This window comes from Pseudomonas hydrolytica, assembly GCF_021495345.1.
Classification (GTDB): Bacteria; Pseudomonadota; Gammaproteobacteria; order Pseudomonadales; family Pseudomonadaceae; genus Aquipseudomonas; species Aquipseudomonas hydrolytica.
The window spans coordinates 4416096-4442318 of sequence record NZ_CP099397.1; the positions used below are offsets into that span (position 1 = coordinate 4416096).

Below are 26223 nucleotides of genomic sequence, written 5' to 3' on the forward strand. Positions count from 1 at the left end.
CTACTTCTTGCCGCCCTTGGGTTTGCTGCCGAAACTCGGCACCTTGCGCACCGCCTTGGCTTTCGGCTTGGCATCCTCTTCCTCGAACCAGCGGCCGAGGTGGATATTGCCCTTGCCGGCAGGCTTGGCGGCGCCGGGGATCAGCTTCTGCTTGGGCTTCTTCGGTTTTTTCAGCACCTGGCCGTCGATGGTGGTCTGCGGCACCCGGTGATCGGGGATGAAGTCCGGCTCCTCGCGGCGCGGCAGCACCTGGCGGATCAGCCGCTCGATGGCAGCCAGCAGCTCCACCTCGTCGGCGCACACCAGCGAGACCGCCTCACCGGTGCTGCCGGCACGGCCGGTACGGCCGATGCGGTGCACGTAGTCTTCGGCGTTGATCGGCAGGTCGAGGTTGACCACCAGCGGCAGGTCGTCGATATCCAGGCCACGCGCGGCCACGTCGGTGGCCACCAGGATCTGCACCTCACCGGCCTTGAAGCGCTCCAGCGCGCGCAGGCGGCTCGGCTGCGGCTTGTCGCCGTGGATCGAGTCGGCGGACACGCCCATGGCCAGCAGCTCCTGCTCGAGCTGATCGACGCCCTTGCGCGTCTTGGCGAACACCAGCACCTGGCCCCAGCGCTTTTCCTGCAACAGGTGCAGAAACAGCTCGCTCTTGCGCTTCTTGTCCACCGGGATCAGCCACTGCTTGACGCTCTTGGCCGCCGCATTGCGCGGGCTGACCTCCACCGACACGGGATCGCGCAGCAGCTCGCCGGCCATCTGCCGAATCACGTCGGAGAAGGTGGCGGAGAACAGCAGGGTCTGGCGCCTTTTCGGCAGCGCGCTGAACAGCTCGTCCAGCTCACGGGCGAAGCCCAGATCGAGCATGCGGTCGGCCTCGTCCAGCACCAGGGTCTGCAGCTGGGCGAACTTCACCGCGTTCTGCCGGTACAGGTCGAGCAGCCGCCCCGGCGTGGCCACCAGCACGTCGACGCCCTTGCGCAGCTTCATCATCTGCGGGTTGATGCTGACGCCGCCGTACACCGCGTAGCTGCTCAGCGGCAGGTGCTGGCCGTAGGCCTGGAAGCTCTGCAGCACCTGTTCGGCCAGCTCGCGGGTCGGCACCAGCACCAGCGCACGCACCGTGTTGCTGGCCACCTGCGGGCCTTCCAGGGTCAGGCGCTGCAGCAGCGGCAGGGCGAAACCGGCGGTCTTGCCGGTGCCGGTCTGCGCCGCGGCCATCAGGTCGCGGCCCTTGAGCACGGCGGGGATGGCCTGGCTCTGCACCGGGGTCGGGGTCTGGTAGTCGAGTTCGGCGAGGGTGCGCAGCAGCGGTTCGATCAAACCGAGGGAGGCGAAGGTCATGGAGGCTAACCGCAGGAAGTAGGAAACTGGCGCGTAGTTTACCCGTTCGTGCCCGTAAAGCACCGCTGCGCAGCCCGGATGCAATCCGGGAATAGCGCCCCCCGGATTGCATCCGGGCTACGACGGCTAAGCCGTGGCCAGCAGCGCCCGCACCTTGGCGGCCGAGAGACTCTGCAGCTGGCAGAGAAAGGCATGGTCGGCCTGGTACCGACCATGACGCTCGCGCAGCAAGCCGAACAGATGCAGGGTGAGGTTCGCCGCCATCTCGGCGTCGGCCAGGGCGCGGTGGGCACGGCCGGTATCCGGCAGGCCGGCCCAGGCATTGAGGTTGCCCAGCTTGTGACTCGGCGCCTCCGGCAGCAGCCTGCGTGAGAGCAGCAGCGAACAGGCGAAGGGCTGCGAACGACGCCGGCGCACGCGCGCCAGTTCGGCGTCCCAGAACTTCTGGTCGAAGGACGCGTTGTGCGCCAGCAGCGGCCGCTCGCCGATGAAGTCGGCCACCTCGTTCATCACCTGCTCCGACGGTGGCGCCTTGCGCAGCATGGCGTTGCTGATGCCGGTGAGCTGCTCGATGAACGGCGGCACCCAGGCGCCGCTGTTCATCAGGCTCTGGTAACGGTCGACGATGCGCCCGTCCTCGATGATCGCCACGCCGATCTCGGTAGCGCGCGCCTGGCTCGGCGACACGCCGGTGGTTTCGAAATCGATTACTGCAATGGATTCCACGTACGCCTCAATGATTACGGAGCAAAAGTTCACCCTCGATGGGCACGTACAGGCTGGCGGCACGGATCAGCGACTGCGCCGTCAGCCCCGGCACGCCGAAGGCGATGGCCTCTACGCCCCGGCTGCGCACGCGTTCGAGCAGCAGATCGAAGTCGCCATCACCGGAGGCCAGGACGATCTCGTCGACCCGCTCGAGCGCGTCGAGCACGTCGATGGTGATGCCCACGTCCCAGTCGCCCTTGGCCGAGCCGTCAGCGCGCTGGATATAGGGCTTGAGCTTCACGGTGAAGCCCAGCTTGCGCAGGATCTGCTGGAACTGCTGCTGCTTGGCATCGCCACGATCGATGGCGTAGGCGTAGGCCTCGGCGATCACGCCACGGCGGCTGACCTCGGCCCACAGCACGCTGTAGTCGAAATGGCAGCCATGGACCTGGCGCACCGTGTAGTAGAGGTTCTGCACATCGGCGAATACGGCGATCTTCTTCACCGGGAGTCCTCGGGGGCGACGAAGGCGCCAGTATGCCAGAGCCGGCCGCATCCTGCGTCCGGGGCTGGCCCGGGCGTGGCGCAGCCCCTATCCTAGCCGCCATGACGCCTCTCGAACGCCTCTGCCAGCGCAACCTCGACCTGCTCCAGAGCCTGAATATCGACCACCGCCTGGTCGAACACGAACCGGTGCTGGACTACCCAACCGCCCACGCCGTGCGCCAGCGCTTCGGCCTGCGCGGCGTGGAGAGCAAGAGCCTGTTCCTGCGCATCGCGGCGCAGCGCTACGCCATGCTGGTCAGCCTCGAAGGTGCCCGCGCCGACTGGACCAGGCTCAAGCACCTGCTCGGCAGCCGGCCACGTGTTGCCAGCGACGCGGAGCTGAGCGAGCACACCGGCTGCGTGCCGATGTGCGCCTGCCCCTTCGGCCATGACCCCAGCATCACCCTGGTGATCGACCGCCAGGTGCTGGGCTGCGACTTTCTGCTGTACTCGCCCGGCCCGCCCGGGCTCACCCTGGAGGTACCGGGCAGCGCCCTGCCGCGCCTGCTCGCGGCGCAGCCCAATGCGCAGCTGGAGTACCCTTGAACCCATTCGACTGCCTCGGCGAACGGCCAGCGCCCTCGCCCCCACACTTGGTAACCTGCCGATGAAGCCTCTGTCCGTCCTGCGCGACGCCTGGTTTTTCTTCAGTCACAACCTGGCGGCCATCGCCCGCATCACCCTGCCCCTGCTGCTGCTCGAAGCCATCTGCCAGGTTCTGCTCGCCGCCCAGCTCGGCGCGGACGCCAACCCGGCATACGGCATATTGCTCGGCGTGCTGTTCTACCCGTTGTACGCCGCGCCGCTGATTCTCTTCCTGCATGCGCGCAGCAGCGGGCGCGAAGCGAGCGCAGGCCAGCTATTCGCCGCCGCGCTGCAGCTGTGGCCGAGCTTCGCCCTGCTCGCCGGCCTGAGCACGCTGGTGATCATGCTGGGTCTGTCGCTGTTCATCGTGCCGGGTATCTGGATCATGGTGCGCCTGGCCTTCGCCGAGGTGATCCTGGTGCTGCGTCAGGAGCCGCCGATGCGCGCCCTGCAGAGCAGCTTCGGGCTGACCGAGGGGCGCTTCTGGCCGGTGTTCGTCTGCCTGGCCAACGTGCTGGTGCCATTGTGGCTGCTGGACTGGTGGACGCAGCCGAGCCGCGACGACACCCTGCTGTGGGTGCTGCAGCAGGCCGGCAACGGCTTTCTCCAGCTGCTGGCGGTGGTGGTGGTGTTTCGCCTGTTCATGCTCCTCGACACGCAATCGGCGCCGGAGGAAAACACCGACTAGGCTTGCAGCTTTGGCCAGATAAGGAGAGAGCGCCATGAGCGAAACCAACCCCAGCATCCTGTCCCACGTGTCGATCGGCACCAACCGCTTCGACGAGGCCAGCGCCTTCTACGCCAAGGTGCTCGCCACCCTGGGCTGCAAGGAGATCATGCGTCATCCCGGCGCCGTGGCGTTCGGCCGCGAGTACCCGGAATTCTGGGTGCAGACGCCGATCAACGGCCAGCCGGCTACCCTCGGCAACGGCAGCCATTTCGGCTTCGTCGCCCCGAACAAGGAGTCGGTGCACGCCTTTCACCAGGCCGCCCTGGAAGCCGGCGCCAGCGACGAAGGCCAGCCAGGCCCGCGCCCGGATTACGGCGAGCCTTACTACGGCTGTTTCGTGCGCGATCTCGACGGCCACAAGATCGAGGCGGCCTATTGGGACATGTCGATGATGTACGAGCTGTACGTCGAGCCGCACGAGCACGGCTGAGGCCCAGCTACTGACGCGCCACCACTCGCTGGTAACGCAGCGCGGCTCGCGCGATCCAGCCCTCGCGTAGCAGGCTCTCCAGTGCAGCCGAGAGCTGCGGCAGGCGTTGCAGGCGCTGGCGGGAAAAGCCGATGTAGAGTTCGGTGCGTGCCTCGGGACGGTAGGCCGCCTTGACGATGCGCCCGGCCAGCTCGGGGGCGAGCAGGGCGTAGTCGACCTGGCAGTCGGTGCCCACCAGCACGTCGATGCGGCCGCGTGCGAGCATCTGAAGCAGTTGGCTCTCGTTGCTGACACCGACCTTGTTCAGCTTCTGATCGCCGTCGAACGGCTGGAAGTACACCGACTCCAGCACATGGCCGATGCGCAGCCCGCGAAGTTTCTCGTAGTCGTCCAGGCGCGTGGCCAGCGTCGGGCTGGCGTAGAAGCGCGGCGAGCAGGCGTAGTACGGCGCGTTCAGGTACTGGATATAGCGCTCGCGCTCCGCCGTTCTGGCCAGCCCGGTCATCAGATCGGCCTTGCCCTGCTCCAGCGCTGCCAGGCCGCGCGCCCAGGGTGCCCGCTCCACTTCGAAGCGCAGCCCGGTGCGGCGTGACAGCTCGTCGAGCAGATCGATGTCCAGCCCCTGCAAGCGGCCGTTCTCGCCCTCCATGCGAAAGGGCGGCCAGAGGTCGGTCATCACCCGCAGGGGCTCGGCTTCACCGGCCCGGCACAGCGGCACCAGCATCAGCATTGCGAACAGCCAGCTGCGCATCAGTGGCGCCCCGAGCCCTGCGGCCGCAGCCCGGAAAGCCGCGGCAGCAATACCCGCTCGAACAGCCGCGGGAAGAAGCGCGCCAGCACCCGGGCGCGCCAGTCGACGTTGGACAACACCAGCAGACGCCGGCGCTTGAGCGCTCCCCGGTAGATCGCCTCGGCGACGTCCTGCGGCGAAGCCACCTTGCCCATCGCCAGGGGCGGCTGGGCGGCCACCGAGCCGTCGCCGACCAGGGCGTTCTTGCGCAGGTCGGTGGCAGTGAAGCCGGGGCACACCAGCATGACGTTGACCCCGGAGCCCTTGAGCTCGTAACGCAGGGTTTCGAACAGCCCGTGCAGCGCATGCTTGCTGGCGTTGTAGGCGCTGCGATAGAGCAAGGGGGCGATGCCCGACAGCGAGCTGAGCACGATGATCTGGCCGCGCCGCGCGATCAGGCTGGGCAGCGCCGCCTGCGTACAGTGCAGGGCGCCGAAATAGTTGACCGCCATGACCCGCTGGAACACCTCCAGGCTGGTCTCGGCGAAGGTGCTGCGATGAGTGATGCCGGCGTTGTTGACCAGCACGTCGATACCGCCGAAACGCTCCACCGCCAGGGCCACGGCACGCTGCACCGCCTCGGCGTCGGCGACGTCGCAGACCAGCCCCAGGGCCTCGGCGTTGTGGTGGTCGGCCAGATGCTGCACCAGGCTGTCCAACGAGGCCTGCTGCAGGTCGAGGATCACCAGGCGCGCGCCCGCCTGAGCCAGACGCATCGCCAAGGCGCGGCCGATACCGGCACAGCCCCCCGTGATGAGGACGACCTTGCGATCGAACACCTTGTTGGCGAACACCTTGCGATACATGCGCTGCTCCCCTGCACTGCCCTCGCGACACTACAACCTGTTATGGCTGCCATCGCAACAGGGCGGCGTGGCCGTGTGCTTGCAGCCACAGAAAAATACCCGTTCGGCGCGCTCGGCATGGTACCTCAGCGGCGTCAGCCCGCTGCCCTTGTGGCTGCCGTCGCAGAACGGCTGGCTGGCGCTGTGCCCGCAACGGCACCAGAAATAGTCCTGCCCGGCTTCCACATCCACTGCGTAGGGGCCGCGCTGGGCGATCAGCGGCTGGTTCATTTCAACCTCCCGGCAGAATGCCGCGAGCCTGGGCCGGCGGGCCACAGTCGGGTATCCTCGCCTCCCTTCAGCATAGCCGTCCGCGTCGCCATGTCCCTGTCCCGCCCGTTCCGTCTGCTGCTCATCATCGCTTTGCTGTTCGGCGCCCTGTTCGCCCTGTTGCATGCCCTGACCTGGCGCCCCGCCGCGCACGAGCCGGCGCCGCTGGCCTGCAACGGCAAGGTGGCGCAGCTGCAACCGGGCCAGGCGCTCAAGGTGATGACCTGGAACGTGCAGTACCTGGCCGGCAAACGCCATGTGTTCTGGTACGACCTGCCCGGCGGCGATGGCCCGGACGAGCGCCCGAGCAGCGACGATCTGGCCGCCACCCTGGACGAAGTGGTGCGCGTACTGCGCGACGAGCAGCCGGATCTGGTGCTGCTGCAGGAGCTGCACGACGGCGCCAAGGCCAGCGACTATCAGGACCAGCTGGCCCTGTTGCAGGAACGCCTGGCCGATCTCTACCCGTGCAGCAGCCAGGCCTTTTACTGGAAGGCCGCGTTCGTCCCGCACCCGCGCATCCTCGGCAGCGTCGGCATGAAGCTCGGCACCCTGAGCCGCTTCCAGATCGCCCGCGCCGAACGCCTGCAACTGCCGGAAATCCCCAGCGACCCGCTGAGCCGCCAGTTCCAGCTCAAGCGCGCCTTGCTGGTCAGCCACCTGCCGATCCGTGGCGGCGGCGAGCTGGTGGCGATCAATACCCATTTCGATGCCTTCGCTCAGGGCGACGACACCATGCGGCGTCAGGTGCAGATGACCGATGCGCTGCTGCAGCAGCTGCAGGCAGGCGCCAGCGCCTGGATCCTGGGCGGCGACCTCAACCTGCTGCCGCCCGGCCAGTTCCAGCATCTGCCGGAGAACCAGCGCGGCTGGTACGCCGCCGACAGCGAACTGCAGGATCTGGCCGGGCGCTACCCGATGATTCCCAGCCTGCAGCAGGCCAGCGGCGCACAGCAAGCGCAGTGGTACACCCATTACCCCAACGACCCGGCGGCGAGCGGCCCGGATCGCACCCTCGACTATCTGTTCTACAGCCCGCGCCTGACGCCCTTCGCCAGCCAGGTGCGCCAGCACGACACCCTGGGCATCTCCGACCACCTGCCGGTCATCGGTCGCTTCTTTCTGCCCAGCGAGGAATAACCGGGGCGGGACTGGACAAGTCCACCAGGAGTTGTCCATGCTCGCAGGGCACCAGCCCATAACGACAAGACGGCGAAGAGCCGCGACGACCGGATGCCAAGACGCTTCTGCCTGTTACTCATCGCCCTGCTCTGGCTGCCCGCTGCCCATGCGGACGACGCCAAACGCCGCATTCATGTCGGCTATTACGAATTCCCGCCGTACTCCTACACGGATGCCCAAGGCCAGCCCAGCGGCTCCGGCCTCGAGCTGACCGCGCGCCTGCTGGAGCAGGCCGGCTACCAGGCGGAGTTTCGCTCCTACCCCGGTGCGCGCCTCTATGGCGGCCTGATCGACGGCAGCGTGGAGGTGTGGACGGGGGCATCGGGCAAACCCGAGCTGACCGAGCACACCCTCGAAGGTCGCCACCTGCTCGGTGAAATCACCCTCAACCTGTACTTTCGCCACGACACCCCGCCACCGCGCGTGCCCGACGACCTGAACGGACGCGGCGTGATCCTGATCACCGGCTACAGCTACTGGCAGGAGGTCAACCGGTGGCTGGAAGACCCGGCGCGTGAAATCACCCAGCACCGCACCGCCAGCCACACCTCGGCCCTGGAGATGCTGCTGCGCCGGCGTGGCGATTACCTGCTGGACTACCAGACGCCGGTGGACGAGGCCAGGCAGCTGCTGGGCATGCGCGAGCTGCCCTTCATCGAAGTGCAGCGCCTGCCGCTGAAGCTGATCTTCTCGCGCCGCGCCGCGGATGCCGAGCGCCTGCGCGACGAGCTCGACCGTGCCTATGAGGAACTGGAAGAGGCCGGCGAGGACCTCTGGCTGCCGTGACGCCTCACTCCGGCCGCAGCGCGGCCAACGCCCGCTGCAGGCTGGCGTGCGACAGCTCACCGAGATGGCTGCCGACCTGACGCCCCTGGGCGTCGTAGAACAGCGTGGTCGGCAGGGCGCGCGAACCCACCAGCTGACCGAGACGTACCTGAGCGTCGAGCAGCACGTGCTGCAACTCCAGATTCTGACTGGCGAGGTAGGCCTCGACCTCGCCGACGCTCTCGCCCTGATTGACGAACAGCACGCGGATGCCGGCCTCGCGCTGCTGCGCCTGCGCCAGCACCGGCATCTCGCGACGGCACGGCGGGCACCAGGTGGCCCAGAGGTTGACCACCAGCGGCTGCCCGGCGTAATCACGCAGGTTCACCGTGCGGCCCTGAGCGTCCTGCAGCTGCAGGTCCGGCAATTGCGTACCCCGCTCCAGGGCGTGCAGCAACAGGCTGCCGCCCAGCCACAGGCTCAGGCCGAACGCCATCGCCACGCCCAGCGGCCGGCGCAGGCGGGCGTCGCGCCATAGATACCAGGCGCCCAGGGCCAGCGCCGCCAGCACGCCGGGCCAGGCGATGAAGCCGCCGTCACGAATGTCCAGCACCTGCCAGGGCGCTTCGCGATAGAACTCGGCGTAGCTGAGCACGAAGGCCAGACGCGCCACCAGCAGGCCCAGCAGCAACTGGCGAAACAGTTGCCGCTCCGGGTTGCAGCCCAGCCTGCGGCCGCTCCACCAGCCGACCAGGGTGGCCAGCAGCAGGCTGCCGAGCAACAGCAGGTGCGACGTAGAAAGGGCCAGCGGCCCGATATCCAGGGTCAACATGAACACCTCATTTGCGGGGTTTGGCGCGCGCCGTGGGTTCGGCGATCAGCGGGTCGTCCGGCCAGTAGTGCTTGGGATAGCGGCCCTTGAGGTCCTTCTTCACCTCCAGGTAGGTGTTGGCCCAGAAGCTGGCCAGATCCTGGGTGACCTGCACCGGCCGGCGCGCCGGCGACAGCAGGTGCAGCTTGAGGCCCAGGCGGCCGCCGGCGATGCGCGGCGTGGCGGCCAGACCGAACAGCTCCTGCAGGCGCACGGCGAGCACCGGCGGGTTTTCCGTGTAGTCGATGGCGATGCGCGAGCCGGACGGCACGCTCAGCGTGCGCGGCGCCAGCTCGTCGAGGCGTTGCGGCAGCGGCCAGGGCAGCAGCGTCTGCAGGATCGCCGGCAGGTCGAGATTGGCGAAGTGGCTGAGGCGGTTGACCTTGCCCAGGAACGGCGTCAGCCACTGCTCGAGGCTGGCCAATAGCGCGGCATCGGACAGGTCCGGCCATTCGCTCTGCCCCTGCTGCTGCAGGTCCAGCTCGCGCAGCAGCGCCACGCGCGCCTGCCACTGACGCAGGTCGGGCGTCCAGGGCAGCAGCTCCAGGCCCTTGCGTCGCACCAGCCCGACCAGGGCGCGGCTGCGCGTGTCCTCGTCCAGCGCTGCCAGTGCCTGGCGCTCCAGCACCAGTTCGCCCACCTTGCGCTGACGTTCGGCGCGCAGCACGCCTTCGCGCTCGTCCCAGTCGAGCACCTCCAGCGTCGTGACCTGTTCGGCCAGTTCGCGCTCGAACAGCGCCGGGTCGAGATCGGCGGCCAGATAGATGCGCTCCTCGCGCTGACCCTGACGGCTACCCAGGTCGGCCACCACCAGCCATTCGTGCTTCATCAGCGCATCGGCCTCACCGAACTGTGCGGCGCGGCCGTTGGCCAGGCGGTAGTCGGCGCCACCGGCACGGCGCTGCTGGGCGATGCGGTCGGGGTAGGCGAAGGCCAGCAGACAGCCGAGCCAGCGCGGGTGCTCGGGGTCGCTCACCGCCCCAATGACCGGCCGCCCCTTGAGCAGTCCCTGAAACTGCTTGGCCAGCTGCCGGGCGCGCTGCACGCCGCCTTGAGCGCTGCGCGTGGCGCGGCTTTCGCCGCTGAGCAGGGCCAGGCGACTGTGCAGATCGGCGCCGCCGCCGCGCAGAATGTCGCGCTCGGAGAGCAGCGCGGCCAGATCGCAGGCCAGCGCGCCCAGGCCCAGCGCCTGACCACGCAGCAGCAGATGGGCGATGCGCGGATGGCTGGGCAGCTCGGCCATGGCCTGGCCATGGGCATTGAGCGCGCCACGTTCGTCCAGCGCGCCGAGGCGACCGAGCAGATCCAGCGCCTGCGCGTAGGCAGCCGGCGGCGGCACGTCGAGCCAGCTCAGCTCCTGTGGCGTCACGCCCCAGCGCAGCAGTTGCAGGGCCAGCCCGGCCAGATCGGCCGCAAGGATTTCCGCACCGGAATAGGCGCTGAGCTGCTCGTGCTGCGCCTGCGACCACAGCCGATAGCACACACCCGGCTGCAGACGCCCGGCGCGGCCGGCACGCTGGGTCGCGGAAGCCCGGGAGATGCGCTGGGTATCGAGACGGGTCATGCCACTGGCCGGGTCGAAGCGCGGCACCCGCGCCAGGCCGGCATCCACCACCACGCGCACGCCGTCGATGGTCAGGCTGGTCTCGGCGATATTGGTGGCCAGCACCACCTTGCGCGTACCCGCCGGCGCCGGCTCGATGGCGGCGCGCTGGGCGGCCAGATCGAGCTCGCCATGCAGCGGGCAGAGCAGAATGTCGTCGCGCCCCGCCAGCGCCTCGCCCAGTTGCTCGGCGACGCGGCGGATCTCGGCCTGCCCGGGCAGGAACACCAGCAGGCTGCCGGGCTCGTCGGCCAGCGCCTGCTGCACCGTCTGCAGCACCCGTGGCTCGATCCACTCGCCTGGCTGAAATGGCGCGCCCCAGCGGATATCCACCGGAAACATGCGCCCTTCGCTGCGCAGCACCGGCGCCTCACCAAGCAGCGCCGCCAGACGCTCCCCTTCCAGGGTGGCGGACATCAGCAGCACCTTTAGCGGCGCCTCGCCGCTGCCTTCGCCGCGGAACATGGCGCGGCCGTTGAGGGTCAGCGCCAGGGCCAGATCGGCATCCAGGCTGCGCTCGTGGAATTCGTCGAAGATCACCAGGCCGACGCCTTCCAGCGCCGGATCGTCCTGCAGGCGGCGGGCGAGGATGCCTTCGGTGACCACCTCGATGCGCGTGTTCGGCCCCACCTTGCTGTCCAGGCGAATGCGGTAGCCCACCGTCTCGCCGACCCGTTCGCCCAGCTCGCTGGCCAGGCGCTCGGCGGCGGCGCGGGCGGCCAGTCGGCGTGGTTCGAGCATGAGGATGGTCTGTCCGGCCAGCCAGGGCGCATCGAGCAGCGCCAGAGGCACGCGGGTGGTCTTGCCGGCGCCGGGCGGCGCCTCCAGCACCACTTCGTGGCGGGCGCTCAAGGCATCGCGCAGGGCAGGTAACAGGGCATCGATGGGCAGGGCGTTCATGGTCTCTCCGCAGCAAGCCGGCGATTATAACGGCGAACTGCCAACCGCCCCGCGAGTCAGAAAGATCGAGCAGCAGTTTTGCAATCACCGCCTTGCTATAGTTGCGCCACTTTTTTCCATGGAGGTGCTCGATGCGCACGAAATCCCGAGTTATCGCCGGCGTTGTCGCCGCAACCCTGTTCACTCAACTGACCGCCTGCGGCACCATCTTCTATCCGGATCGTCGCGGCCAGATCGAAGGCCAGATCGACCCGTTGATCGCCGGGGCCAACGCCATCGGCATCCTGTTCTACGTGATTCCCGGCCTGATCGCCTTCGCCGTCGACTTCGCCACCGGCGCCATCTACCTGCCGCAGGGCCAGACCGCTCAGGTCGATCCGCAGCAGCTCAAGCAGTTGATCGGCGAAGACGGCAAGGTCGACCAGTACGCCCTCAAGGCGCTGATCGAAAGCAGCACCGGCCATCAGCTGCCGCTGGACGACCCGCGCCTGATCCAGCACAGCGGCAGCACCGAGCAACTGGCCGCCTACGGTCTGCGCCCGGCCGCCTGAGGCCATGCACGCGCCCCATGCCAGGCTGATGCGCCTGGCCACCCGGGCAGCGCTGACAGTAGCGCTGACCCTGGTGCTGGCCAAGGCCATCGCCTGGTGGCTGAGCGGCTCGGTCAGCCTGCTGGCGGGTCTGACCGATTCGCTGCTCGACAGTGCCGCCTCGCTGATCAACCTGATCGCCGTGCATTTCGCCCTGCGCCCGGCCGACGAGGACCACCGCTACGGCCATGGCAAGGCCGAGGCCCTGGCGGGTTTGGGCCAGGCGCTGTTCATCGGCGTCAGCGCGGTGCTCATCGGTCTGCAGGGCATCGAGCGCCTGCAGGCGCCGCAGCCGCTGGAGGCCGAGGGCGTCGGCATTGCGGTGATGCTGCTGTCACTGGCACTGACCCTCGCCCTGCTGGGCTTCCAGCGCAAGGTGGTACGCGAGACCGGCTCCACCGCCATCCACGCCGATTCCCTGCACTACCGCTCCGACATCCTGCTCAATAGCAGCATCCTGCTCGCCCTGCTGCTGACCCGCTTCGGCTGGCTGCAGATGGATGCGATCTTCGCCATCGGCATCGCCTTCTACATCTTCTGGAGCGCCATCAGCATCGTGCGCGGCGCGGTGGCGGTGCTGATGGACGAGGCGCTGCCCAGCGAGGTCAGCCAGCACATGCACCAGCTCGCCTGCGCCGTGCCCGGCGTACTCGGCGCACACGACCTGCGCACCCGCGTCTCTGGCACCCGCTGGTTCGTCCAGTTGCATCTGGAGCTGCCGGGCGAGATGAGCCTGTCCGAGGCGCACGCGCACTGCGTGGCAGTGGAGCGAGCGATTCGCGAGCATTACCCGAGATCCGAAGTGCTGGTGCATGCCGACCCGCCCGAGGTCGTCAGGCACTGAGACTGGCCCCTCGACTGCCGTAGCCGGCCTCGCGATTGGCCATTTGCAGGCCATAAAAAAGGGGCCTTGCGGCCCCCTCGGGGAATCTGTCCGGTACTGGCGATGTTGTCGCCGCTTTCGTCGCCCGCCTGGTTGGGCAGTGCGGACCCGGGTGCCGGTGCGGTCCGGTAGGACCGTCGGCGCCGGCTCACCTGGTTGGGCGAGTCCGGTAGGACTTGTCGTCCGGGCCGTGAAACTGAGAGAAAGCTTACGCCTGTGGCGCCGAAAGAAGATTGCGAATATTGCTTATCGACCAGGCTATTGCGCAATTTTCACCTAAAGGATCATCATTGCTCGCAATTCGATAACGGGGACCGCGCGCAATGAACAAACTCGACCGCTACGACCTGAACATTCTTGCCGAATTGCAGCGCGACGCCGGGCTGTCCAATCAGGAACTGGCCGAACGTATCGGCCTGTCGCCCTCGCCCTGCTCGCGCCGGGTCAAACAACTGGAAGACGATGGCTACATTCTCGGCCAGGTGGCGCTGCTCGACCGCAAGAAGCTCGGCCTGAGCCTGACCGCCTACGTGCTGATCGGCATGGACCGGCATACGCCGGAGCGCTTCGAACATTTTCAGGAACAGATTCGCAAATGCCCGGAGGTGCTGGAGTGCTGCCTGGTCACCGGCATGGACGCTGACTACCAGCTGAAGGTGGTGGTACCGGACATGGATCATTACCAGAAGCTGCTGCTGGGCACCCTGACCCGCATCGATGGCGTATCCAGCGTGCGCTCGAGCTTCGTGCTGCAGCAGATCCTGTCCAGCACCCAGTTGCCGTTACAGCACCTGCGCGACTGAAAGTCGCAGGGAGAAACGGATCATGCCGCGGTCCAAGACAGGGCGCGTATAATCCCCGCCCTGTTTTTTCCGTCCGAATCCCGAGGTCCCATGGAAACCGAACAATTCGAAGCCCTGATGATGTACGTGCTGGTCGGCGGGCTGATGCTGTTCATGTTCTTCATCATCTGGGACCTGGCGAAGAAGTCCAAGGCCGGCCGTCTCGGCACCGCCATCCTGTTCCTCGGCCTGGGCCTGTGCCTGTTCGCCTTCCTGGCGAAACCCATCATCACCTACATCATCGAGACCGCACGCGGTATCCACGGCTGACGTATCGCCCAGCGCCCGCCACGCGTCCGATCGATTCAGGGCCGCCTTGGTGAGGCGGCCAGCAACCCAAGGAGTTACACATGAGCGCCGCCAATCTGGTGATGCAGAGCTATGGACGCTGCTGCGCCAGCCCCGCCTTCTTCGACGATTTCTACCGCCACTTCCTCGCCAGCTCGCCGCTGATCCGCGAGAAGTTCGTCGATACCGACATGAGCGCGCAGAAGCAGCTGCTGCGCCAGGGCATCATGAATCTGGTGATGCATGCCCGCGGCATGCCGGACACCAAGCTGCGCGCCCTTGGCGAATCGCACTCGCGCCAGCGCCTGGATATCCGCCCCGAACTCTACGACCTGTGGCTCGACGCGCTACTGCTGACCATCAGCGAACACGACAAGGAGTGCGACGCGGACATACGCCAGGCCTGGCGTGAAGTGCTGAACAAAGGTATCGCCGTGATCAAGGGCGGTTATTGATTCAGGTCATTTCGCCAGGGTCGGCCTCTGCGACAAAACGTCCGCTGCGCGGTGCGCCTCACCGATCACCGCGGCCGTCGCCGTTCTCCTCCTGTACCCGTCGTCCAGCGGCGACACGGGAACCCTGGTGCGCGCGGCGCACCCTACGGGGACACCGGCGCCGTGCGCACCCACTTCGCCGGCAGTGGCGTTCCCTATGGCAATAACGCCGGGACCTCGCACCATTGACCAGGTTGCAGGCCACTCAACGTCCAGGGGCCGATGGCCACACGCACCAGGCGCAGCGTGGGCAGGCCCACCGCGGCGGTCATGCGCCGCACCTGGCGGTTGCGCCCCTCGCGGATCACCAGCTCCAGCCAACTGGTCGGCACGCTCTTGCGAAAGCGCACCGGCGGATTCCTGTCCCACAGCTGCGGTTCGTCCAATAGCCGCGCCTCGGCCGGCAGGGTCGGGCCGTCATTGAGCGTCACGCCATCGCGCAACTGCTGCAGCTGCGCCTCGCTCGGTTCGCCCTCCACCTGCACCCAGTAAGTCTTCGCCAGCTTGTGCCTAGGGTCGGCGATGCGCGCCTGCAGGCGGCCGTCGTTGGTCAGCAGCAGCAGGCCTTCGCTGTCGCGATCCAGGCGCCCGGCCGGATAGACGCCGGGCACCTCGACGAAGTCCTTGAGGGTGGCGCGGCCCTGCTCGTCGTTGAACTGGGTCAGCACGTCGAACGGCTTGTTCAGCAGGATCAGCCGCGGCTGCGCGGGCGGCGCCTTGGCCACACGGTGCGGGGTAGCGGGACGGCGACTGGCAGGAGGACGAGGGCGAGACATGCGACAGGCTTCGGTGGAACTGGGCCTTGCAGTGTAACTCACGATAAGCGGCGCTGATGGTGCTTCCCCGCCGCGACGCGGCGACTAAGCTGCTGATTCCCTCCCCTCGAAACAGGAGTCAGCCATGAGCAGCAGCGCCGAACTCGCCACTTTCAGCGGCTGGGCCGCCACCGCGCCCAAGGCACCATTGGAGCCCCTGAGCTACGACCCTGGCCCGCTGGGTGCCGAGGAAGTCGAGATCGCGGTGGAATACTGCGGCATCTGCCACTCCGACCAGTCGATGATCGACAACGAATGGGGCAACGCGCGCTACCCCTTCATCCCCGGTCATGAAGTGGTGGGCACCGTCGTCCGTCTCGGCGAGCAGGCGCGCGGCCTCAAGCTGGGCCAGCGCGTCGGCATCGGCTGGTACAAGGGCAGCTGCATGCATTGCGGCTCGTGCATGGAGGGCTCGCACCAGCTGTGCCGTTCGGTGAAGCCGACCATCGTCGGCAGCCACGGCGGCTTCGCCGACCGCCTGCGCTCGCACTGGGCCTGGGCCGTGCCGCTGCCCGACGGGCTCGACCCGGCATTGGTCGGCCCACTGTTCTGCGCCGGCTCCACGGTGTTCAGCCCGCTGCTGGAATTCGACATCAAGCCCACCGACCGCGTCGGCGTGGTCGGCATCGGTGGCCTCGGCCACCTGGCGCTGCGTTTTCTCAACGCCTGGGGCTGCGAGGTGACCGCCTTCACCTCCTCGCTGAACAAACAGGACGAAGCCAAGCGCCTGGGCGCGCACAAGGTGGTGGCCTCCACCGACAGCGCAGCGATGAAGGCGATTGCCGGCACGCTGGATTTTCTCCTGGTCACCGCCAGCGCCGATCTGGACTGGCAGGCGTTGATCGCCACCCTGCGTGGCAAGGGTCGCCTGCACTTCGTCGGCATCGTGCCCAGCGCCATCCCGGTGCACGTGTTCAACCTGATCCCGCAGCAGAAGAGCCTGTCCGGCTCGCCAGTGGGCTCGCCGAGCACCATGGCGACCATGTTGGAGTTCTGCGCCCGCCACCAGATCCTGCCGCAGGTCGAGCAATTCCCCATGAGCCAGGTGAACGCGGCCATCGACCACCTGCGCAGCGGCAAGGCGCGCTATCGCGTGGTGCTCGACGCCAGCAAATGACAGCATGGGCGCGGAGCTGGCATGCTCTGCGCCCCGCTTCATCCAAGATGCCTGCCCTCATGCCACTGACTCTCGACACCCCCAGCCCTGCCGAACTGCCCACCCTGGTGGAAATCTGGGAGGCCGCCGTGCGCGCCACCCACCACTTCCTGCCGGAGAGCGACCTGCAGGTAATCAAGCCGCTGCTGCGCGAGCAGTATTTCCCGGCCGTGCAGCTGACCTGCGCACGCGATGATGCGGGGCGAATCCTGGGTTTTCTCGGCACGGCCGAGGGCATGGTGGAAATGCTCTTCGTCGACCCGGCCTGTCACGGTCAGGGCGTGGGCAAGCGGCTGATGCGCCACGCCATCGACGAGCTGGGCGCTACGCGGGTCGACGTCAACGAGCAGAACCCGCAGGCCGTTGGTTTCTACCAGCACCTGGGTTTCGTGGTGACCGATCGCTCGCGTCTGGATGGCGGCGGGCGGCCCTTTCCGATTCTGCATATGTCTCTTGGCTAAACGGGCCAGGCTGCGACTATCCCTTCCAATGCACGCTTGAGCTCAACCCGGCTGGCCGCCGCGGCGAGGCTGATGCGCACCGCATGCCCCGGATTGGCCTCCACCGCGAATACCTCGGCCGGCACCACCTCCACGCCATGCTGCCGACAGGCCTCGGCCAAACCGGCCGGCGGCGCGCCATCGAGCCACAGATGCGGCGCCACCGCCCTGCCCTGCGGCATGCGCGGCCCGAGCACCCGCGCGGCCAGGCGCCAGCGCTGCTGCAATTCCTCGATCTGCCAGGCCAGGCGCCGTTCGGCGATGCCGCTTTCGACCCATTCGCAGGCCAGCGCCAGGCTCAGCGGCGTCACCGCCCAGCGGGTGGCCTGGGCTTCGGGGTCGATACGCTCGAGCAGCTCGGGTGCGCCGGCGATAAAACCCAGGCGCAAACCCGGGGCCACGCTCTTGGACAGGCTGCTGATCAGCAGACAGCGTTCGGCCACCTGCACCGCCAGTGGCGCCGCGCTGCCGAGCACGCCGTAGACGTCATCCTCGACGATCCACAGCTCGCGTCGGCGCGCCACCTCGGCGATGGCGGCGCGCCGCTCGGCGTCCAGACTGGCGCCAGTGGGGTTCTGCAGGCAGGGGGTAAGCACCACCACGCGAGCACCGGTGGCACGTGCCTGGCGGTCGAGCTCGTCGGGCAGGATGCCGCGCTCGTCCATCGCCACGCCATGCAGCGGCAGGCGCAACTGGCGCGCGGCGGCCTTGATCCCCGGCGCGGTGAAGCGCTCTACCAGAATCGGCTCGCCGGCCTCGCACAGCGCCAGCAGCGCTGCGGAGACGCCCTGCTGGGCGCCGGCGCAGAGCAGCAGGCCGTTCGGCGCCAGTTCCAGGCCGCGGCGGCGCAGCCAGGTGGCGCCGGCCAGGTGCGCGCGCTCGACCAGCGCCGCCGAGGGATAGGCCTGCAGCCCATCCAGCTCGCCGCGTGCAGCCAGCGCGGCAAGGCTGACGGACAGGTCGCGGTTGTCCGGATCGTGCACCGGCACATTGGTCGACAGGTCGATCAGTTCACCCTGCGCAGCCGGTTGCTTGAGGCGGAACAGGCTCGCCTCGCGGCTACCGGCCAGCACGTAGGTGCCGCGGCCGACCTCGCCGGAGACCAGATGCCGACGCGCCGCCTCGCGGTAGGCGAGCATCACCGTGCTCGGGTTGATACCCAGCGTCCAGGCCAGGCGCCGCTGCGGCGGCAGGCGTTCGCCGGGCTTGAGTTCACCGCGGCCGATGGCGGCGGCGATGGCCTCCACCAGGGCGAGGTAGGTGGGCAAGGAAATGCTGGACAGGTCAGGGAGCCACATTGTTTGCCATGCAATATAAAGATTTATCCATACAATGCGCCGCACTAGCATCGGGGTCAACACCACCCGGAGTGCCCGTCATGTTCGACCTCGCCCAACTGCGCCAAAGCGCACAACTGGTTCACCGCCATATGGCGCCCACGCCACAGCTGAGCTGGCCGCTGCTGTGCGAGCGCACGGGTTGCGAGTTGTGGGTCAAGCACGAGAACCACGCCCCCACCGCCGCCTTCAAGGTGCGCGGCGGGCTGGTCTATATCGACGCGCTGCTGCGCCGCGAGCCGCAGGTGCGCGGGCTGGTCACCGCCACCCGCGGCAACCATGGTCAGAGCCTGGCGCTGGCCGCGCGTCAGGCCGGCCTGGCGATTCGTATCCTGGTGCCGCAGGGCAACGCCCGCGAGAAGAATGCGGCGATGCGCGCCCTCGGCGCCGAGGTGATCGAACATGGCCGCGACTTCGACGAAGCGCGCGCCGAAGCCGCGCGCCTGGCCGAACGCGACGGCCTGCACTGGGTGCCGTCACTGCACGAGGATCTGGTGCGCGGCGTGGCCACCTATGCCCTGGAGCTGCTGGAGGCGCTGCCGAACCTGCGCCGAGTGTACGTGCCCATCGGCCTCGGTTCGGGCATCTGCGGGATGATCCGCACCCGCGACCTGCTCGGCCTCGACACCGAAATCGTCGGCGTGGTCGCCAGCGGCGCCGATGCCTACGCGCAGAGTTTCGAGCAGGGTTGCCTGGTACAGACCGAACGCGCCGACACCCTGGCCGACGGCATGGCCTGTCGTCAGCCGCAGCCATTGGCGCTGGAGATGATCCGCGCCGGTGCCGCGCGCATCGTGCGCGTGAGCGATGAGGAGATTCGCGCCGCCATCCGCGCCTATCACGAGGACACCCACAACCTCGCCGAGGGCGCCGGCGCCGCCGCGCTGGCCGCGCTGATGCAGGAGCGCGAGCGCAACGCCGGCCAGCGTGTGGCCGTGGTGCTCAGCGGCGCCAATATCGACCGCGCTGCGCTGGCCGAACTGCTGCGTGACGAGGCGCCGGTCGCGGCCTGACTCAGCGGAACGGCGGCTCGTCGAAGCTGCGCAGTTTGCGCGAATGCAGCGAATCGAGCTGACTGCGCATCAGCTCCAGCGCGGCGATGCCGATATGAAGGTGCTGGGTCACCGCGCGCTCGTAGAAAGCGCCGGCTGCGCCGGGCAGCTTGATCTCGCTGTGCAGGGGCTTGTCCGACACGCACAGCAGCGTGCCGTAGGGCACCCGCAGGCGATAGCCCTGCGCGGCGATGGTGCCGCTTTCCATGTCCACCGCCACCGCGCGCGACAGGTTGATCAGCGGCCGTTCCTGGGCCCAGCGCAGCTCCCAGTTGCGGTCGTCGTAGGTCAGCACGGTGCCGGTGCGCAGGCGCTTCTTCAGCTCGTCGCCCTGCTCGCCGGTGACCAGCTTGGCGGCCTCCTGCAACGCCTGCTGCACCTCGGCCAGCGCCGGCAGCGGGATGTTCGGCGGCAGTACGCGATCGAGAATGCCGTCGCGGCGCATATAGGCGTGGGCCAGCACGTAGTCGCCGATGGTCTGCGACTGCCGCAGGCCGCCGCAGTGACCGATCATCAGCCAGCAGTGCGGACGCAGCACGGCCAGGTGGTCGGTGATGTTCTTGGCGTTGGACGGGCCGACGCCGATGTTGACCAGGGTGATGCCATGGCCATCCGCGGCCAGCAGGTGATAGGCCGGCATCTGGTAGCGGTGCCAGACCACGTTCTCGATGATCGCCTGCATCTCGCCTTCGGCCATGCCGCGCTCGATCACCACGTTGCCCGGCAGCACCATGCGGGTGAAGCGCGAGTCGCCCACCAGCATGTCCAGACCATGGCGGATGAACTGGTCGACGTAGCGGTGATAGTTGGTCAGCAGGATCCACGGCTGCACGTGGCGCCAGTCGCTGCCGGTGTAGTGCACCAGGCGGCGCAGGGAGAAGTCGGTGCGCGCCGCGTCGAACAGCGCCAGCGGCAGCGGGTCGATGTTTTCCCAGTCGTACAGGCCGTCGGCGGTGCCGTCGGTGGCGGCGGACAGATCGGTACTGGGGAACACCCGCGCCAGCTCGGCGGCGGTCACGCCGCTGCCGGCCAGCTCGTCGCCCTGCTCCACCACATAGGGGTAGGGAATGTTCTGCTGGCTGACACCCACCTCGACGCGCAGGGTGAAGTCGTTCATCAGCGGGCGCAGCTGCTCCAGCAGGTATTTGCGGAAGGCCGCCGGCTGGGTCACGGTGATGGCGTAGGTACCCGGCACCTGCACCTTGGCGTAGGCGCGCACGGTGGTCGGCACCTCGCCCTGGCACAGGTAGGTCAGGCGCAGCTCGGGGTAGCGGAACAGGCAATGCTCGCTGGCGTCAGGGCGAATGCGCTCCTTGAGATAGCGCTTGAGCGCCCGGCTCAGGGCGTTGGTGGCCTGCAGATGCAGGGCGGCAAGGCGATCTACCGCCTCTTCCGGCGTATGGGCAATGACGAAATCATCGGAACAGGGTTTCACAGCGTGTCTTCCTGGCTGAGTGAACGCCCCTATCTTGCCTGCATACGGCGACGAAAACATAGCGCGCGGCAGCGAGCCCGTCGTCGCGCCAGCAGCTAGGCTTATGGCAATCAGCCAGCCGGAGGGCCGCGCCATGCCCCGTGCCATCGCTCCACTGCTGCTTGCCCTGCTTTGCTGCTGCGCTCAGGCCGGGGAACTGGACGGCCACTATCGCGCCACGCTCGACGGCCAGCCGAGCGAGCTGATCCTGCGCCAGAACGGCGATGTGGTGGAAGGCGAATATCTGGAGAACCAGCGCCTGCGCCTGATCGTCAAGGGGCGCTATGACGGTGAGCTGCTGCGCGCCGAAATCAGCGAACCGCAGTCAGGGCTGCTGCTGGCCAACATGAACGCCACCTACGCCAATGCCATGCTCAACACCAGCATCGCCGCGCGCGATCCGCGCAACGGTCAGGTGCTCGAGCGCCAGGCCCTGTTCCAGCGCGTTGCCGCAGCCCCCGCCGCGCAAACGCCGCCGGCAGCCACCTCGGGCAAGCAGGACCCGGCACTGATCGGCACCTGGGTGCACGAGAAGATCATCAACAGCGGCGGTGCCAGTTTCGCTTCGTTCACGACCCTGATGACCTTGCAGCTGAACGCCGATGGCAGTGTCACGCAATGGACCCGCTCGATCGATGGCGGCAGCGACTGGAGCTATGACAGCCCCGGCGAGGTGCAGTACAGCGGCCACTGGCGCAGCCAGGACGGCATGCTGCTGGTGCGCCTGGCAGGCGCTGCCGACTATCAACCGGCCGCCTACTACCGTTTCAGCGACCAGTACTTGGTCACCGAGAGCAATACCGGCAAGATGATCTGGCAGCGCCGCCGTTAGCGGCGCGTGCTCAGGCGGCGCTGTGGTGCAGACGCACGTTGAACAGCGGCCCCTGGCTGAAACGCGACAGGGCCTTGGCGGCGGCCAGCACGCCCAGGTCGATCAGCGGCTCGACCAGGATCACGCTCATATAGGCCAGACCGAAACTGGCCACAGCCGCCAGGTTCTCGCCGGCGAAGCCCTGACCGTAGAACGCCCAGAAGGCCACCCAGGCGACGATACCGCCCTGGTAGGCGGTCGACAGCGCCAGCGCCTGCTTGTAGGAGAGGTCCACGTAGGCCGTGCCCGGCGCGACGATGCGCTTGGCCAGCAGGCTGATGCCCCACAACGGCAGCAGCAGGGTGGTGACGTTCATGCCGTACTGCGGCAGGTCGAACTGAGCGAACAGCACCCCCTGCAACAACAGGCCAGCGGCCAGACCAATGGCGGCAGCGCCGGCGCCGAACAGCAGCAGCAGGGTCGAGCCGAGGATCAGGTGCACCTCGGAAACACCCACCGGGTGATGCGGCAACACCTCGAAGAAGCAGAACACCAAAGCAGTGGTCAGCAGGCTGCGCAGCGCCAGGGCCGTCACCCCGCCGTTGTCGCGGATGGCATCGCGCGCCAGTTTGGCGGTCAGGCCGAAGGCGCCGACAGCGGTTGCGTAGCTGAGGAAGATCTTGGCGCCTTCGACGACACCGGGTTCGATATGCATGCGAGTTCCTTGGCCGCGCCCACCGCGCGACGATTCGGATGAAGGATGGGCGAATCGCCCGTTTGCCGATGGCAGGTCTCCTGGCTCACGGCTTGCCACTTCGCTCGCCTTCCCGGCCTGGCGGCCAGTGGCATAGGGAGCGTCGTACGCCGTTTACAGTTGCGGGGGCAGCCAGGGCATTGGCGACGCGGCGCCGCACCCTGTTCCCTTTTCATCCGCGCGCCAGAGGCGGCGGAACCATCGGCGGCAACCTTACTCCGCCGCCGGAGCAAAAGACAGCATCCGCACTCGCCGCCGCACGGGTCAGGTGGGCGACCGAGCCACGTGCAGGCCGCAGGCCACTTTCCGGCAGCTGCGCCGCGCTGGCTGAACGAACGCTGTCCCGAACACGGCCGATGCGGCACAGATGCGGAAAGCGTCACACCGCCAGGCGTATATGTAACTTCATATTACAAAGCAAGCGTAGTATTTCTGCACTCGCGCCGGCCTCTGCCCACGCGAGCCTGCAGGCCCATCATCCAGTCACGAGAGCGCATATGAAGAAGACCCTGATCGTTGCGTTGACCGCCCTGTTCGCAACCGGCGCCATGGCCGCCGAACAGCAACCGCACTGGAGCTACAACGGCAACGAAGGCCCCGAACACTGGGCCCAGCTGGACCCAGGCTACGAAACCTGCGCGATCGGCCACGCCCAGTCGCCCATCGATATCCGCAATGCCACCCGAGCCTCCCTGCCGCGCCTCGCCTTCGACTACCAGGTCAGCCCGGCCGAGGTGGTAAACAACGGCCACACCATTCAGGTAAACCTGGCCAATGCCGGCGGCATCGAGATCGACGGCAAGCCCTACCGCCTAGTGCAATTCCATTTCCATACGCCCAGCGAGGAGCACATTGCCGGGCAGGCGTTCCCGATGGTGGCGCACTTCGTCCACCAGGCCAGCGACGGCCGCCTGGCGGTGGTAGCGGTGCTGTTCAAGGAAGGCGCGCAGAACCAGGCGCTGGGTCAGGTGTTCGACACCATGCCGCCCAAGGCAGGCGAGAAAGTCGAGCTGGCCGGCAGCTTCACCCCGCAGGCCGTGCTGCCGCAGCAGCAGGGCTACTACGCCTTCGCCGGCTCGCTGACCACCCCGCCGTGCAGCGAGAACGTGCAATGGCGCGTGCTGAAGCAGCCGGTCGAACTGTCCCATGCACAGCTGGAGCAGTTCCAGCACCTGTATGCGATGAACGCACGCCCGATCCAGGCGCTCTACGACCGTGAAGTGCTGGAGAGTGACTACTGACCCGCGTTATGCGCCGGCTGAATAGCCGGCGCTTCGTTCCGGGACTATCGCCCCTTACAGCAGATGCGGCGTGCTGCGCGCCACCAGCGCCTCGACGTCGACGCCGCGCGGCAGGGTGCCGTAGACGCGGCCGCGGCCTTCCAGGCGGCTGGCGATAAAGGCGTCGCTGACCACGCTGTTGCCGGCCTCCAGCAACAGCTTGGCCTGCAGCGCCACGGCCATGTCCTCGGTCAGCTGGCGGGCGCGGTACTGGATGTCGGCGGTGTCGCTGAAGTCGGTTTTCAGTCGCTGGATATGCGCCTTCAGCCGTGCATCGCCATGGCCGTCACCGAGCTCATTGAACAGTGCATCGAGTACGCCCGGCTCCTTGGACAGGGCGCGCAGCACGTCCAGGCACTGCACGTTGCCCGAGCCTTCCCAGATCGAGTTGACCGGCGCCTCGCGATACAGACGCGGCATGATGGTTTCCTCGACGTAGCCGGCGCCGCCCATGCATTCGCTGGCCTCGTAGACCATTTCCGGGGCGCGCTTGCAGATCCAGTACTTGCCCACCGCAGTGACCAGGCGGGCGAACTTGTCTTCCTGCTCGTCATGCAGATGATCGAGCGCGCGGCCCATGCGCATGCACAGCGCCAGGGCGGCCTCGCTCTCCAGGGCCAGATCGGCCAGCACGTTCTGCATCAGCGGCTGGTCGGCGAGAATCTTGCCACCCACCTGGCGATGCGCGCAGTGATGCGCGGCCTGGGTCAGCGCCTGGCGCATCAGGCTGCTGGAGCCGACCATGCAGTCGAAGCGGGTCATAGCCACCATCTCGATGATGGTGGGCACGCCGCGCCCTTCCTCGCCGAGCATCCAGGCGAAGGCGCCGCGGTATTCCACTTCGCTAGAGGCGTTGGCCCAGTTGCCCAGCTTGTTCTTCAGGCGCTGGATGTAGAACTGGTTGCGCGTGCCATCCGGGCGATGGCGCGGTAGCAGGAAGCAGCTCAAACCCTTGTCGGTATAGGCCAGGGTGAGAAAGGCATCGCACATCGGCGCCGAGCAGAACCACTTGTGACCGACCAGCTCGTAGCCCTGCCCCGGCCCGCCAAGGCCGATGGGATAGGCACGGGTGGTATTGGCGCGCACGTCGGTGCCGCCCTGTTTCTCGGTCATGGCCATGCCGATGGTGACGCCGGCCTTCTGCTCCATCGGCAGGTTGCGCGGGTCGTACTCGGTGGCAAGGATCTTCGGCAGCCACTGCTCGGCCACATTCGGCTGCAGGCGAATGGCCGGCACGGCGGCGAAGGTCATGGTCAGCGGGCAGCCGCTGGCGGATTCGGCCTGGCTGTGCAGATAGGAAAGCCCGGCGCGGGCGACATGGGCACCGGCGCGCGGGTCGGTCCAGGGCAGCGACGGCAGGCCGTGCTCGATGGCCGTGCGCATCAGTTCGTGATAGGCCGGGTGGAATTCCACCAGGTCGATGCGGTTGCCGTAGCGGTCATGGCTCTTGAACACCGGCTTGTTCTCGTTGGCGAGAAAGCCCGCCTGCATCAGCGCGCCGCCGGCCAGCGCGCCATAGGCGCTCAGACGTTCTTCCGCCCAGGCGCCATCGTAGCGGCGGACCCACTCCTGCAGCGGCAGATCGAGACGGTAGAGGTTGGCGCCGTCGAGGCTGGGCACCTGGTTGAAGACCTCATGGGTTTCGGCGTGCAGACTGGGTTTCATCGGGTTGACTCCTTGGCGCCCACGGCGCGCAGGCAGAAGGTGACGAGGCTGGCGCTGACCTGAGCCAGTTCCAGACTGGGATGACCTGCAGCACGGGCCGCACGCGCCGGTGGCGAGAGCGGTCCGACCAGGGCTTCGGCGATGGCACCGACCAGACAGGCGGCGGCCAGGCCCACCTGGTCCACCTGAAACTCGCCGCTGCGCCTGCCTTCTTCGAGCAGGTCGATGAACAGCTCGGCATAGGCCTCGCGATAGAGCAGGCGCTGCTCGTCGACTTCCGGCTCGACCGGTTCGGCGATCAGGGCGAAGGCCAGGCGCCGGCTATGCCAGGCGCGCGCGGCGAACTGCTGCAGCCCCTCGCGCAGGCGCTGCGCAGCGCTGCCGGGCTGACGCAGCTGCACGGCCAGGGCATCGACCTCGCGCTGGCTGGCGCTGGCGAAGACCTCGGCCGCCAGTTCGCCCTTGCTGCGAAAGTGCCGGTACAGGCTGCCGGTGGCGATGCCGACATCGTCGGCCAGCGCCTGCATGGTCAGCGCCGCGAAACCGCCTGCGCTCACGCGCTGCAGTGCGCAGGCCAGAATGCGCTCGCGCAGCGCCTGGTCACGGTCGAGACGGGCTTCGGTGGTGCGATAGGCCATGGTCTGAATCCTGATTCACATGTTCGTAGTGAATCAGGATTCAGACCATGGCTAAAGGGACGATCCGGCCATATC

At 67.7% G+C, this 26223-nt stretch carries 29 protein-coding genes and 1 riboswitch; of the genes, 15 read left to right on the plus strand and 14 right to left on the minus strand.

What is annotated here, in order from left to right; genetic code table 11:
• The 3 genes from rhlE1 to L1F06_RS20730 all read right to left on the minus strand — a co-directional run bounded on the left by rhlE1 (position 1) and on the right by L1F06_RS20730 (position 2557).
• A complete protein-coding gene (gene rhlE1, locus L1F06_RS20720) occupies positions 1–1344 on the minus strand; it encodes an RNA helicase RhlE1 (protein WP_129482970.1) in 1344 nt (447 codons plus the stop codon).
• Between the two features lie 126 nt (positions 1345–1470).
• On the minus strand, positions 1471–2070 hold the full coding sequence (locus L1F06_RS20725) for a 3'-5' exonuclease (RefSeq protein WP_012019664.1): 600 nt from the start codon (positions 2068–2070) through the stop codon (positions 1471–1473).
• A 7-nt stretch (positions 2071–2077) separates the two neighbouring features.
• Positions 2078–2557, minus strand: a complete 480-nt coding sequence (locus tag L1F06_RS20730; protein WP_003240331.1) for a LabA-like NYN domain-containing protein — start codon at positions 2555–2557, stop codon at positions 2078–2080.
• Between the two features lie 101 nt (positions 2558–2658).
• Between L1F06_RS20730 and L1F06_RS20735 the strand changes: the two genes are divergently transcribed.
• The 3 genes from L1F06_RS20735 (at position 2659) to L1F06_RS20745 (ending at position 4343) form a co-directional block, all read left to right on the plus strand.
• Positions 2659–3144 carry a YbaK/EbsC family protein gene (locus L1F06_RS20735; protein ID WP_129482971.1) on the plus strand — a complete coding sequence of 162 codons (486 nt, stop codon included), beginning with the start codon at positions 2659–2661 and terminating at the stop codon, positions 3142–3144.
• A 61-nt stretch (positions 3145–3205) separates the two neighbouring features.
• Positions 3206–3871: a YciC family protein gene (locus L1F06_RS20740; RefSeq protein ID WP_003240326.1), complete on the plus strand. Its 666-nt coding sequence runs from the start codon at positions 3206–3208 to the stop codon at positions 3869–3871.
• Between the two features lie 34 nt (positions 3872–3905).
• Entirely contained in the window at positions 3906–4343 is a 438-nt protein-coding gene (locus L1F06_RS20745) for a VOC family protein (protein WP_129482972.1), read from the plus strand.
• 7 nt (positions 4344–4350) lie between these two features.
• Here the strand turns inward: L1F06_RS20745 and L1F06_RS20750 are convergent, their stop codons facing one another.
• Genes L1F06_RS20750 through L1F06_RS20760 form a run of 3 tightly spaced genes read right to left on the minus strand, consistent with a single transcriptional unit; the run spans position 4351 to position 6209 of the window.
• Positions 4351–5094, minus strand: coding sequence for a substrate-binding periplasmic protein (locus L1F06_RS20750; RefSeq protein WP_129482973.1), 744 nt, complete (start codon positions 5092–5094; stop codon positions 4351–4353).
• Positions 5094–5939: an SDR family oxidoreductase gene (locus L1F06_RS20755; RefSeq protein ID WP_012019668.1), complete on the minus strand. Its 846-nt coding sequence runs from the start codon at positions 5937–5939 to the stop codon at positions 5094–5096. The genes L1F06_RS20750 and L1F06_RS20755 overlap by 1 nt, the downstream gene beginning before the upstream one ends.
• 30 nt (positions 5940–5969) lie before the next feature.
• Positions 5970–6209: a CDGSH iron-sulfur domain-containing protein gene (locus tag L1F06_RS20760; RefSeq protein ID WP_003240311.1), complete on the minus strand. Its 240-nt coding sequence runs from the start codon at positions 6207–6209 to the stop codon at positions 5970–5972.
• A gap of 90 nt (positions 6210–6299) precedes the next feature.
• Between L1F06_RS20760 and L1F06_RS20765 the strand changes: the two genes are divergently transcribed.
• Positions 6300–7388: an endonuclease/exonuclease/phosphatase family protein gene (locus L1F06_RS20765; protein WP_129482974.1), complete on the plus strand. Its 1089-nt coding sequence runs from the start codon at positions 6300–6302 to the stop codon at positions 7386–7388.
• A gap of 93 nt (positions 7389–7481) precedes the next feature.
• The gene (locus L1F06_RS20770) at positions 7482–8216 is read left to right on the plus strand and encodes a substrate-binding periplasmic protein (RefSeq protein WP_012019670.1); all 735 of its coding nucleotides are present in this window, start codon (positions 7482–7484) and stop codon (positions 8214–8216) included.
• 4 nt (positions 8217–8220) lie between these two features.
• Here L1F06_RS20770 and L1F06_RS20775 read toward each other — a convergent pair whose 3' ends face one another.
• Together L1F06_RS20775 and hrpB are read right to left on the minus strand one after the other, a co-directional pair.
• The gene (locus L1F06_RS20775) at positions 8221–9027 is read right to left on the minus strand and encodes a TlpA family protein disulfide reductase (protein WP_012019671.1); all 807 of its coding nucleotides are present in this window, start codon (positions 9025–9027) and stop codon (positions 8221–8223) included.
• Between the two features lie 7 nt (positions 9028–9034).
• Positions 9035–11569 (minus strand): ATP-dependent helicase HrpB, encoded by a 2535-nt coding sequence (hrpB, locus tag L1F06_RS20780; RefSeq protein WP_129482975.1) that lies wholly within the window; start codon positions 11567–11569, stop codon positions 9035–9037.
• A gap of 131 nt (positions 11570–11700) precedes the next feature.
• On the opposite strand from hrpB, the gene L1F06_RS20785 reads away from it, so the two are divergent.
• From L1F06_RS20785 to L1F06_RS20805, 5 genes are all read left to right on the plus strand, one after another.
• Complete coding sequence (locus L1F06_RS20785; protein WP_003240301.1) at positions 11701–12120, plus strand: hypothetical protein; 420 nt, start codon at positions 11701–11703, stop codon at positions 12118–12120.
• A 4-nt stretch (positions 12121–12124) separates the two neighbouring features.
• On the plus strand, positions 12125–13003 hold the full coding sequence (locus L1F06_RS20790; RefSeq protein ID WP_096825575.1) for a cation diffusion facilitator family transporter: 879 nt from the start codon (positions 12125–12127) through the stop codon (positions 13001–13003).
• 362 nt (positions 13004–13365) lie between these two features.
• Complete coding sequence (locus tag L1F06_RS20795) at positions 13366–13845, plus strand: Lrp/AsnC family transcriptional regulator (RefSeq protein WP_012019674.1); 480 nt, start codon at positions 13366–13368, stop codon at positions 13843–13845.
• Between the two features lie 90 nt (positions 13846–13935).
• Complete coding sequence (locus L1F06_RS20800) at positions 13936–14154, plus strand: DUF2788 domain-containing protein (protein ID WP_003240295.1); 219 nt, start codon at positions 13936–13938, stop codon at positions 14152–14154.
• Between the two features lie 80 nt (positions 14155–14234).
• Positions 14235–14627 (plus strand): globin, encoded by a 393-nt coding sequence (locus L1F06_RS20805; RefSeq protein ID WP_096825574.1) that lies wholly within the window; start codon positions 14235–14237, stop codon positions 14625–14627.
• A 194-nt stretch (positions 14628–14821) separates the two neighbouring features.
• On the opposite strand, the gene L1F06_RS20810 is transcribed toward L1F06_RS20805, so the two are convergent.
• Positions 14822–15442, minus strand: coding sequence for a pseudouridine synthase (locus L1F06_RS20810; protein ID WP_129482976.1), 621 nt, complete (start codon positions 15440–15442; stop codon positions 14822–14824).
• 124 nt (positions 15443–15566) lie between these two features.
• Here L1F06_RS20810 and ahr point away from each other — a divergent pair, with 124 nt between their 5' ends.
• Together ahr and L1F06_RS20820 are read left to right on the plus strand one after the other, a co-directional pair.
• Positions 15567–16598 (plus strand): NADPH-dependent aldehyde reductase Ahr, encoded by a 1032-nt coding sequence (gene ahr / locus L1F06_RS20815; RefSeq protein ID WP_129482977.1) that lies wholly within the window; start codon positions 15567–15569, stop codon positions 16596–16598.
• Between the two features lie 59 nt (positions 16599–16657).
• Complete coding sequence (locus L1F06_RS20820) at positions 16658–17098, plus strand: acetyltransferase (RefSeq protein ID WP_129482978.1); 441 nt, start codon at positions 16658–16660, stop codon at positions 17096–17098.
• On the opposite strand, the gene L1F06_RS20825 is transcribed toward L1F06_RS20820, so the two are convergent.
• Positions 17095–18435 carry an aminotransferase-like domain-containing protein gene (locus tag L1F06_RS20825; protein WP_129482979.1) on the minus strand — a complete coding sequence of 447 codons (1341 nt, stop codon included), beginning with the start codon at positions 18433–18435 and terminating at the stop codon, positions 17095–17097. The genes L1F06_RS20820 and L1F06_RS20825 overlap by 4 nt on opposite strands.
• Positions 18436–18515: 80 nt before the next feature.
• On the opposite strand from L1F06_RS20825, the gene L1F06_RS20830 reads away from it, so the two are divergent.
• Positions 18516–19487: a threonine dehydratase gene (locus tag L1F06_RS20830; RefSeq protein ID WP_129482980.1), complete on the plus strand. Its 972-nt coding sequence runs from the start codon at positions 18516–18518 to the stop codon at positions 19485–19487.
• A 1-nt stretch (position 19488) separates the two neighbouring features.
• On the opposite strand, the gene amn is transcribed toward L1F06_RS20830, so the two are convergent.
• A complete protein-coding gene (gene amn / locus L1F06_RS20835) occupies positions 19489–20961 on the minus strand; it encodes an AMP nucleosidase (RefSeq protein WP_096825569.1) in 1473 nt (490 codons plus the stop codon).
• A 133-nt stretch (positions 20962–21094) separates the two neighbouring features.
• On the opposite strand from amn, the gene L1F06_RS20840 reads away from it, so the two are divergent.
• Complete coding sequence (locus L1F06_RS20840; RefSeq protein WP_129482981.1) at positions 21095–21832, plus strand: hypothetical protein; 738 nt, start codon at positions 21095–21097, stop codon at positions 21830–21832.
• A gap of 10 nt (positions 21833–21842) precedes the next feature.
• Here the strand turns inward: L1F06_RS20840 and L1F06_RS20845 are convergent, their stop codons facing one another.
• Positions 21843–22526, minus strand: coding sequence for an energy-coupling factor ABC transporter permease (locus L1F06_RS20845; RefSeq protein WP_003240266.1), 684 nt, complete (start codon positions 22524–22526; stop codon positions 21843–21845).
• 53 nt (positions 22527–22579) lie between these two features.
• Positions 22580–22783, minus strand: a riboswitch (cobalamin riboswitch).
• Between the two features lie 279 nt (positions 22784–23062).
• Here L1F06_RS20845 and L1F06_RS20850 point away from each other — a divergent pair.
• Positions 23063–23806 (plus strand): carbonic anhydrase, encoded by a 744-nt coding sequence (locus tag L1F06_RS20850; protein ID WP_129482982.1) that lies wholly within the window; start codon positions 23063–23065, stop codon positions 23804–23806.
• A 54-nt stretch (positions 23807–23860) separates the two neighbouring features.
• Here the strand turns inward: L1F06_RS20850 and L1F06_RS20855 are convergent, their stop codons facing one another.
• Together L1F06_RS20855 and L1F06_RS20860 are read right to left on the minus strand one after the other, a co-directional pair.
• Positions 23861–25510 (minus strand): acyl-CoA dehydrogenase family protein, encoded by a 1650-nt coding sequence (locus L1F06_RS20855; protein WP_096825566.1) that lies wholly within the window; start codon positions 25508–25510, stop codon positions 23861–23863.
• A complete protein-coding gene (locus L1F06_RS20860; RefSeq protein ID WP_129482983.1) occupies positions 25507–26148 on the minus strand; it encodes a TetR/AcrR family transcriptional regulator in 642 nt (213 codons plus the stop codon). Before L1F06_RS20860 ends, L1F06_RS20855 begins: the two co-directional genes overlap by 4 nt.
• Positions 26149–26223 lie beyond the last annotated feature (75 nt).

Coding starts and splice junctions, on each gene's coding strand:
- rhlE1 (WP_129482970.1), bottom strand. CDS start 1,344: ATGACCTTCGCCTCCCTCGGTTTGATCGAACCGCTGCTGCGCACCCTC.
- L1F06_RS20735 (WP_129482971.1), top strand. CDS start 2,659: ATGACGCCTCTCGAACGCCTCTGCCAGCGCAACCTCGACCTGCTCCAG.
- L1F06_RS20740 (WP_003240326.1), top strand. CDS start 3,206: ATGAAGCCTCTGTCCGTCCTGCGCGACGCCTGGTTTTTCTTCAGTCAC.
- L1F06_RS20745 (WP_129482972.1), top strand. CDS start 3,906: ATGAGCGAAACCAACCCCAGCATCCTGTCCCACGTGTCGATCGGCACC.
- L1F06_RS20750 (WP_129482973.1), bottom strand. CDS start 5,094: ATGCGCAGCTGGCTGTTCGCAATGCTGATGCTGGTGCCGCTGTGCCGG.
- L1F06_RS20755 (WP_012019668.1), bottom strand. CDS start 5,939: ATGTATCGCAAGGTGTTCGCCAACAAGGTGTTCGATCGCAAGGTCGTC.
- L1F06_RS20760 (WP_003240311.1), bottom strand. CDS start 6,209: ATGAACCAGCCGCTGATCGCCCAGCGCGGCCCCTACGCAGTGGATGTG.
- L1F06_RS20765 (WP_129482974.1), top strand. CDS start 6,300: ATGTCCCTGTCCCGCCCGTTCCGTCTGCTGCTCATCATCGCTTTGCTG.
- L1F06_RS20770 (WP_012019670.1), top strand. CDS start 7,482: ATGCCAAGACGCTTCTGCCTGTTACTCATCGCCCTGCTCTGGCTGCCC.
- L1F06_RS20775 (WP_012019671.1), bottom strand. CDS start 9,027: ATGTTGACCCTGGATATCGGGCCGCTGGCCCTTTCTACGTCGCACCTG.
- hrpB (WP_129482975.1), bottom strand. CDS start 11,569: ATGAACGCCCTGCCCATCGATGCCCTGTTACCTGCCCTGCGCGATGCC.
- L1F06_RS20785 (WP_003240301.1), top strand. CDS start 11,701: ATGCGCACGAAATCCCGAGTTATCGCCGGCGTTGTCGCCGCAACCCTG.
- L1F06_RS20790 (WP_096825575.1), top strand. CDS start 12,125: ATGCACGCGCCCCATGCCAGGCTGATGCGCCTGGCCACCCGGGCAGCG.
- L1F06_RS20795 (WP_012019674.1), top strand. CDS start 13,366: ATGAACAAACTCGACCGCTACGACCTGAACATTCTTGCCGAATTGCAG.
- L1F06_RS20800 (WP_003240295.1), top strand. CDS start 13,936: ATGGAAACCGAACAATTCGAAGCCCTGATGATGTACGTGCTGGTCGGC.
- L1F06_RS20805 (WP_096825574.1), top strand. CDS start 14,235: ATGAGCGCCGCCAATCTGGTGATGCAGAGCTATGGACGCTGCTGCGCC.
- L1F06_RS20810 (WP_129482976.1), bottom strand. CDS start 15,442: ATGTCTCGCCCTCGTCCTCCTGCCAGTCGCCGTCCCGCTACCCCGCAC.
- ahr (WP_129482977.1), top strand. CDS start 15,567: ATGAGCAGCAGCGCCGAACTCGCCACTTTCAGCGGCTGGGCCGCCACC.
- L1F06_RS20820 (WP_129482978.1), top strand. CDS start 16,658: ATGCCACTGACTCTCGACACCCCCAGCCCTGCCGAACTGCCCACCCTG.
- L1F06_RS20825 (WP_129482979.1), bottom strand. CDS start 18,435: ATGTGGCTCCCTGACCTGTCCAGCATTTCCTTGCCCACCTACCTCGCC.
- L1F06_RS20830 (WP_129482980.1), top strand. CDS start 18,516: ATGTTCGACCTCGCCCAACTGCGCCAAAGCGCACAACTGGTTCACCGC.
- L1F06_RS20840 (WP_129482981.1), top strand. CDS start 21,095: ATGCCCCGTGCCATCGCTCCACTGCTGCTTGCCCTGCTTTGCTGCTGC.
- L1F06_RS20845 (WP_003240266.1), bottom strand. CDS start 22,526: ATGCATATCGAACCCGGTGTCGTCGAAGGCGCCAAGATCTTCCTCAGC.
- L1F06_RS20850 (WP_129482982.1), top strand. CDS start 23,063: ATGAAGAAGACCCTGATCGTTGCGTTGACCGCCCTGTTCGCAACCGGC.
- L1F06_RS20855 (WP_096825566.1), bottom strand. CDS start 25,510: ATGAAACCCAGTCTGCACGCCGAAACCCATGAGGTCTTCAACCAGGTG.
- L1F06_RS20860 (WP_129482983.1), bottom strand. CDS start 26,148: ATGGCCTATCGCACCACCGAAGCCCGTCTCGACCGTGACCAGGCGCTG.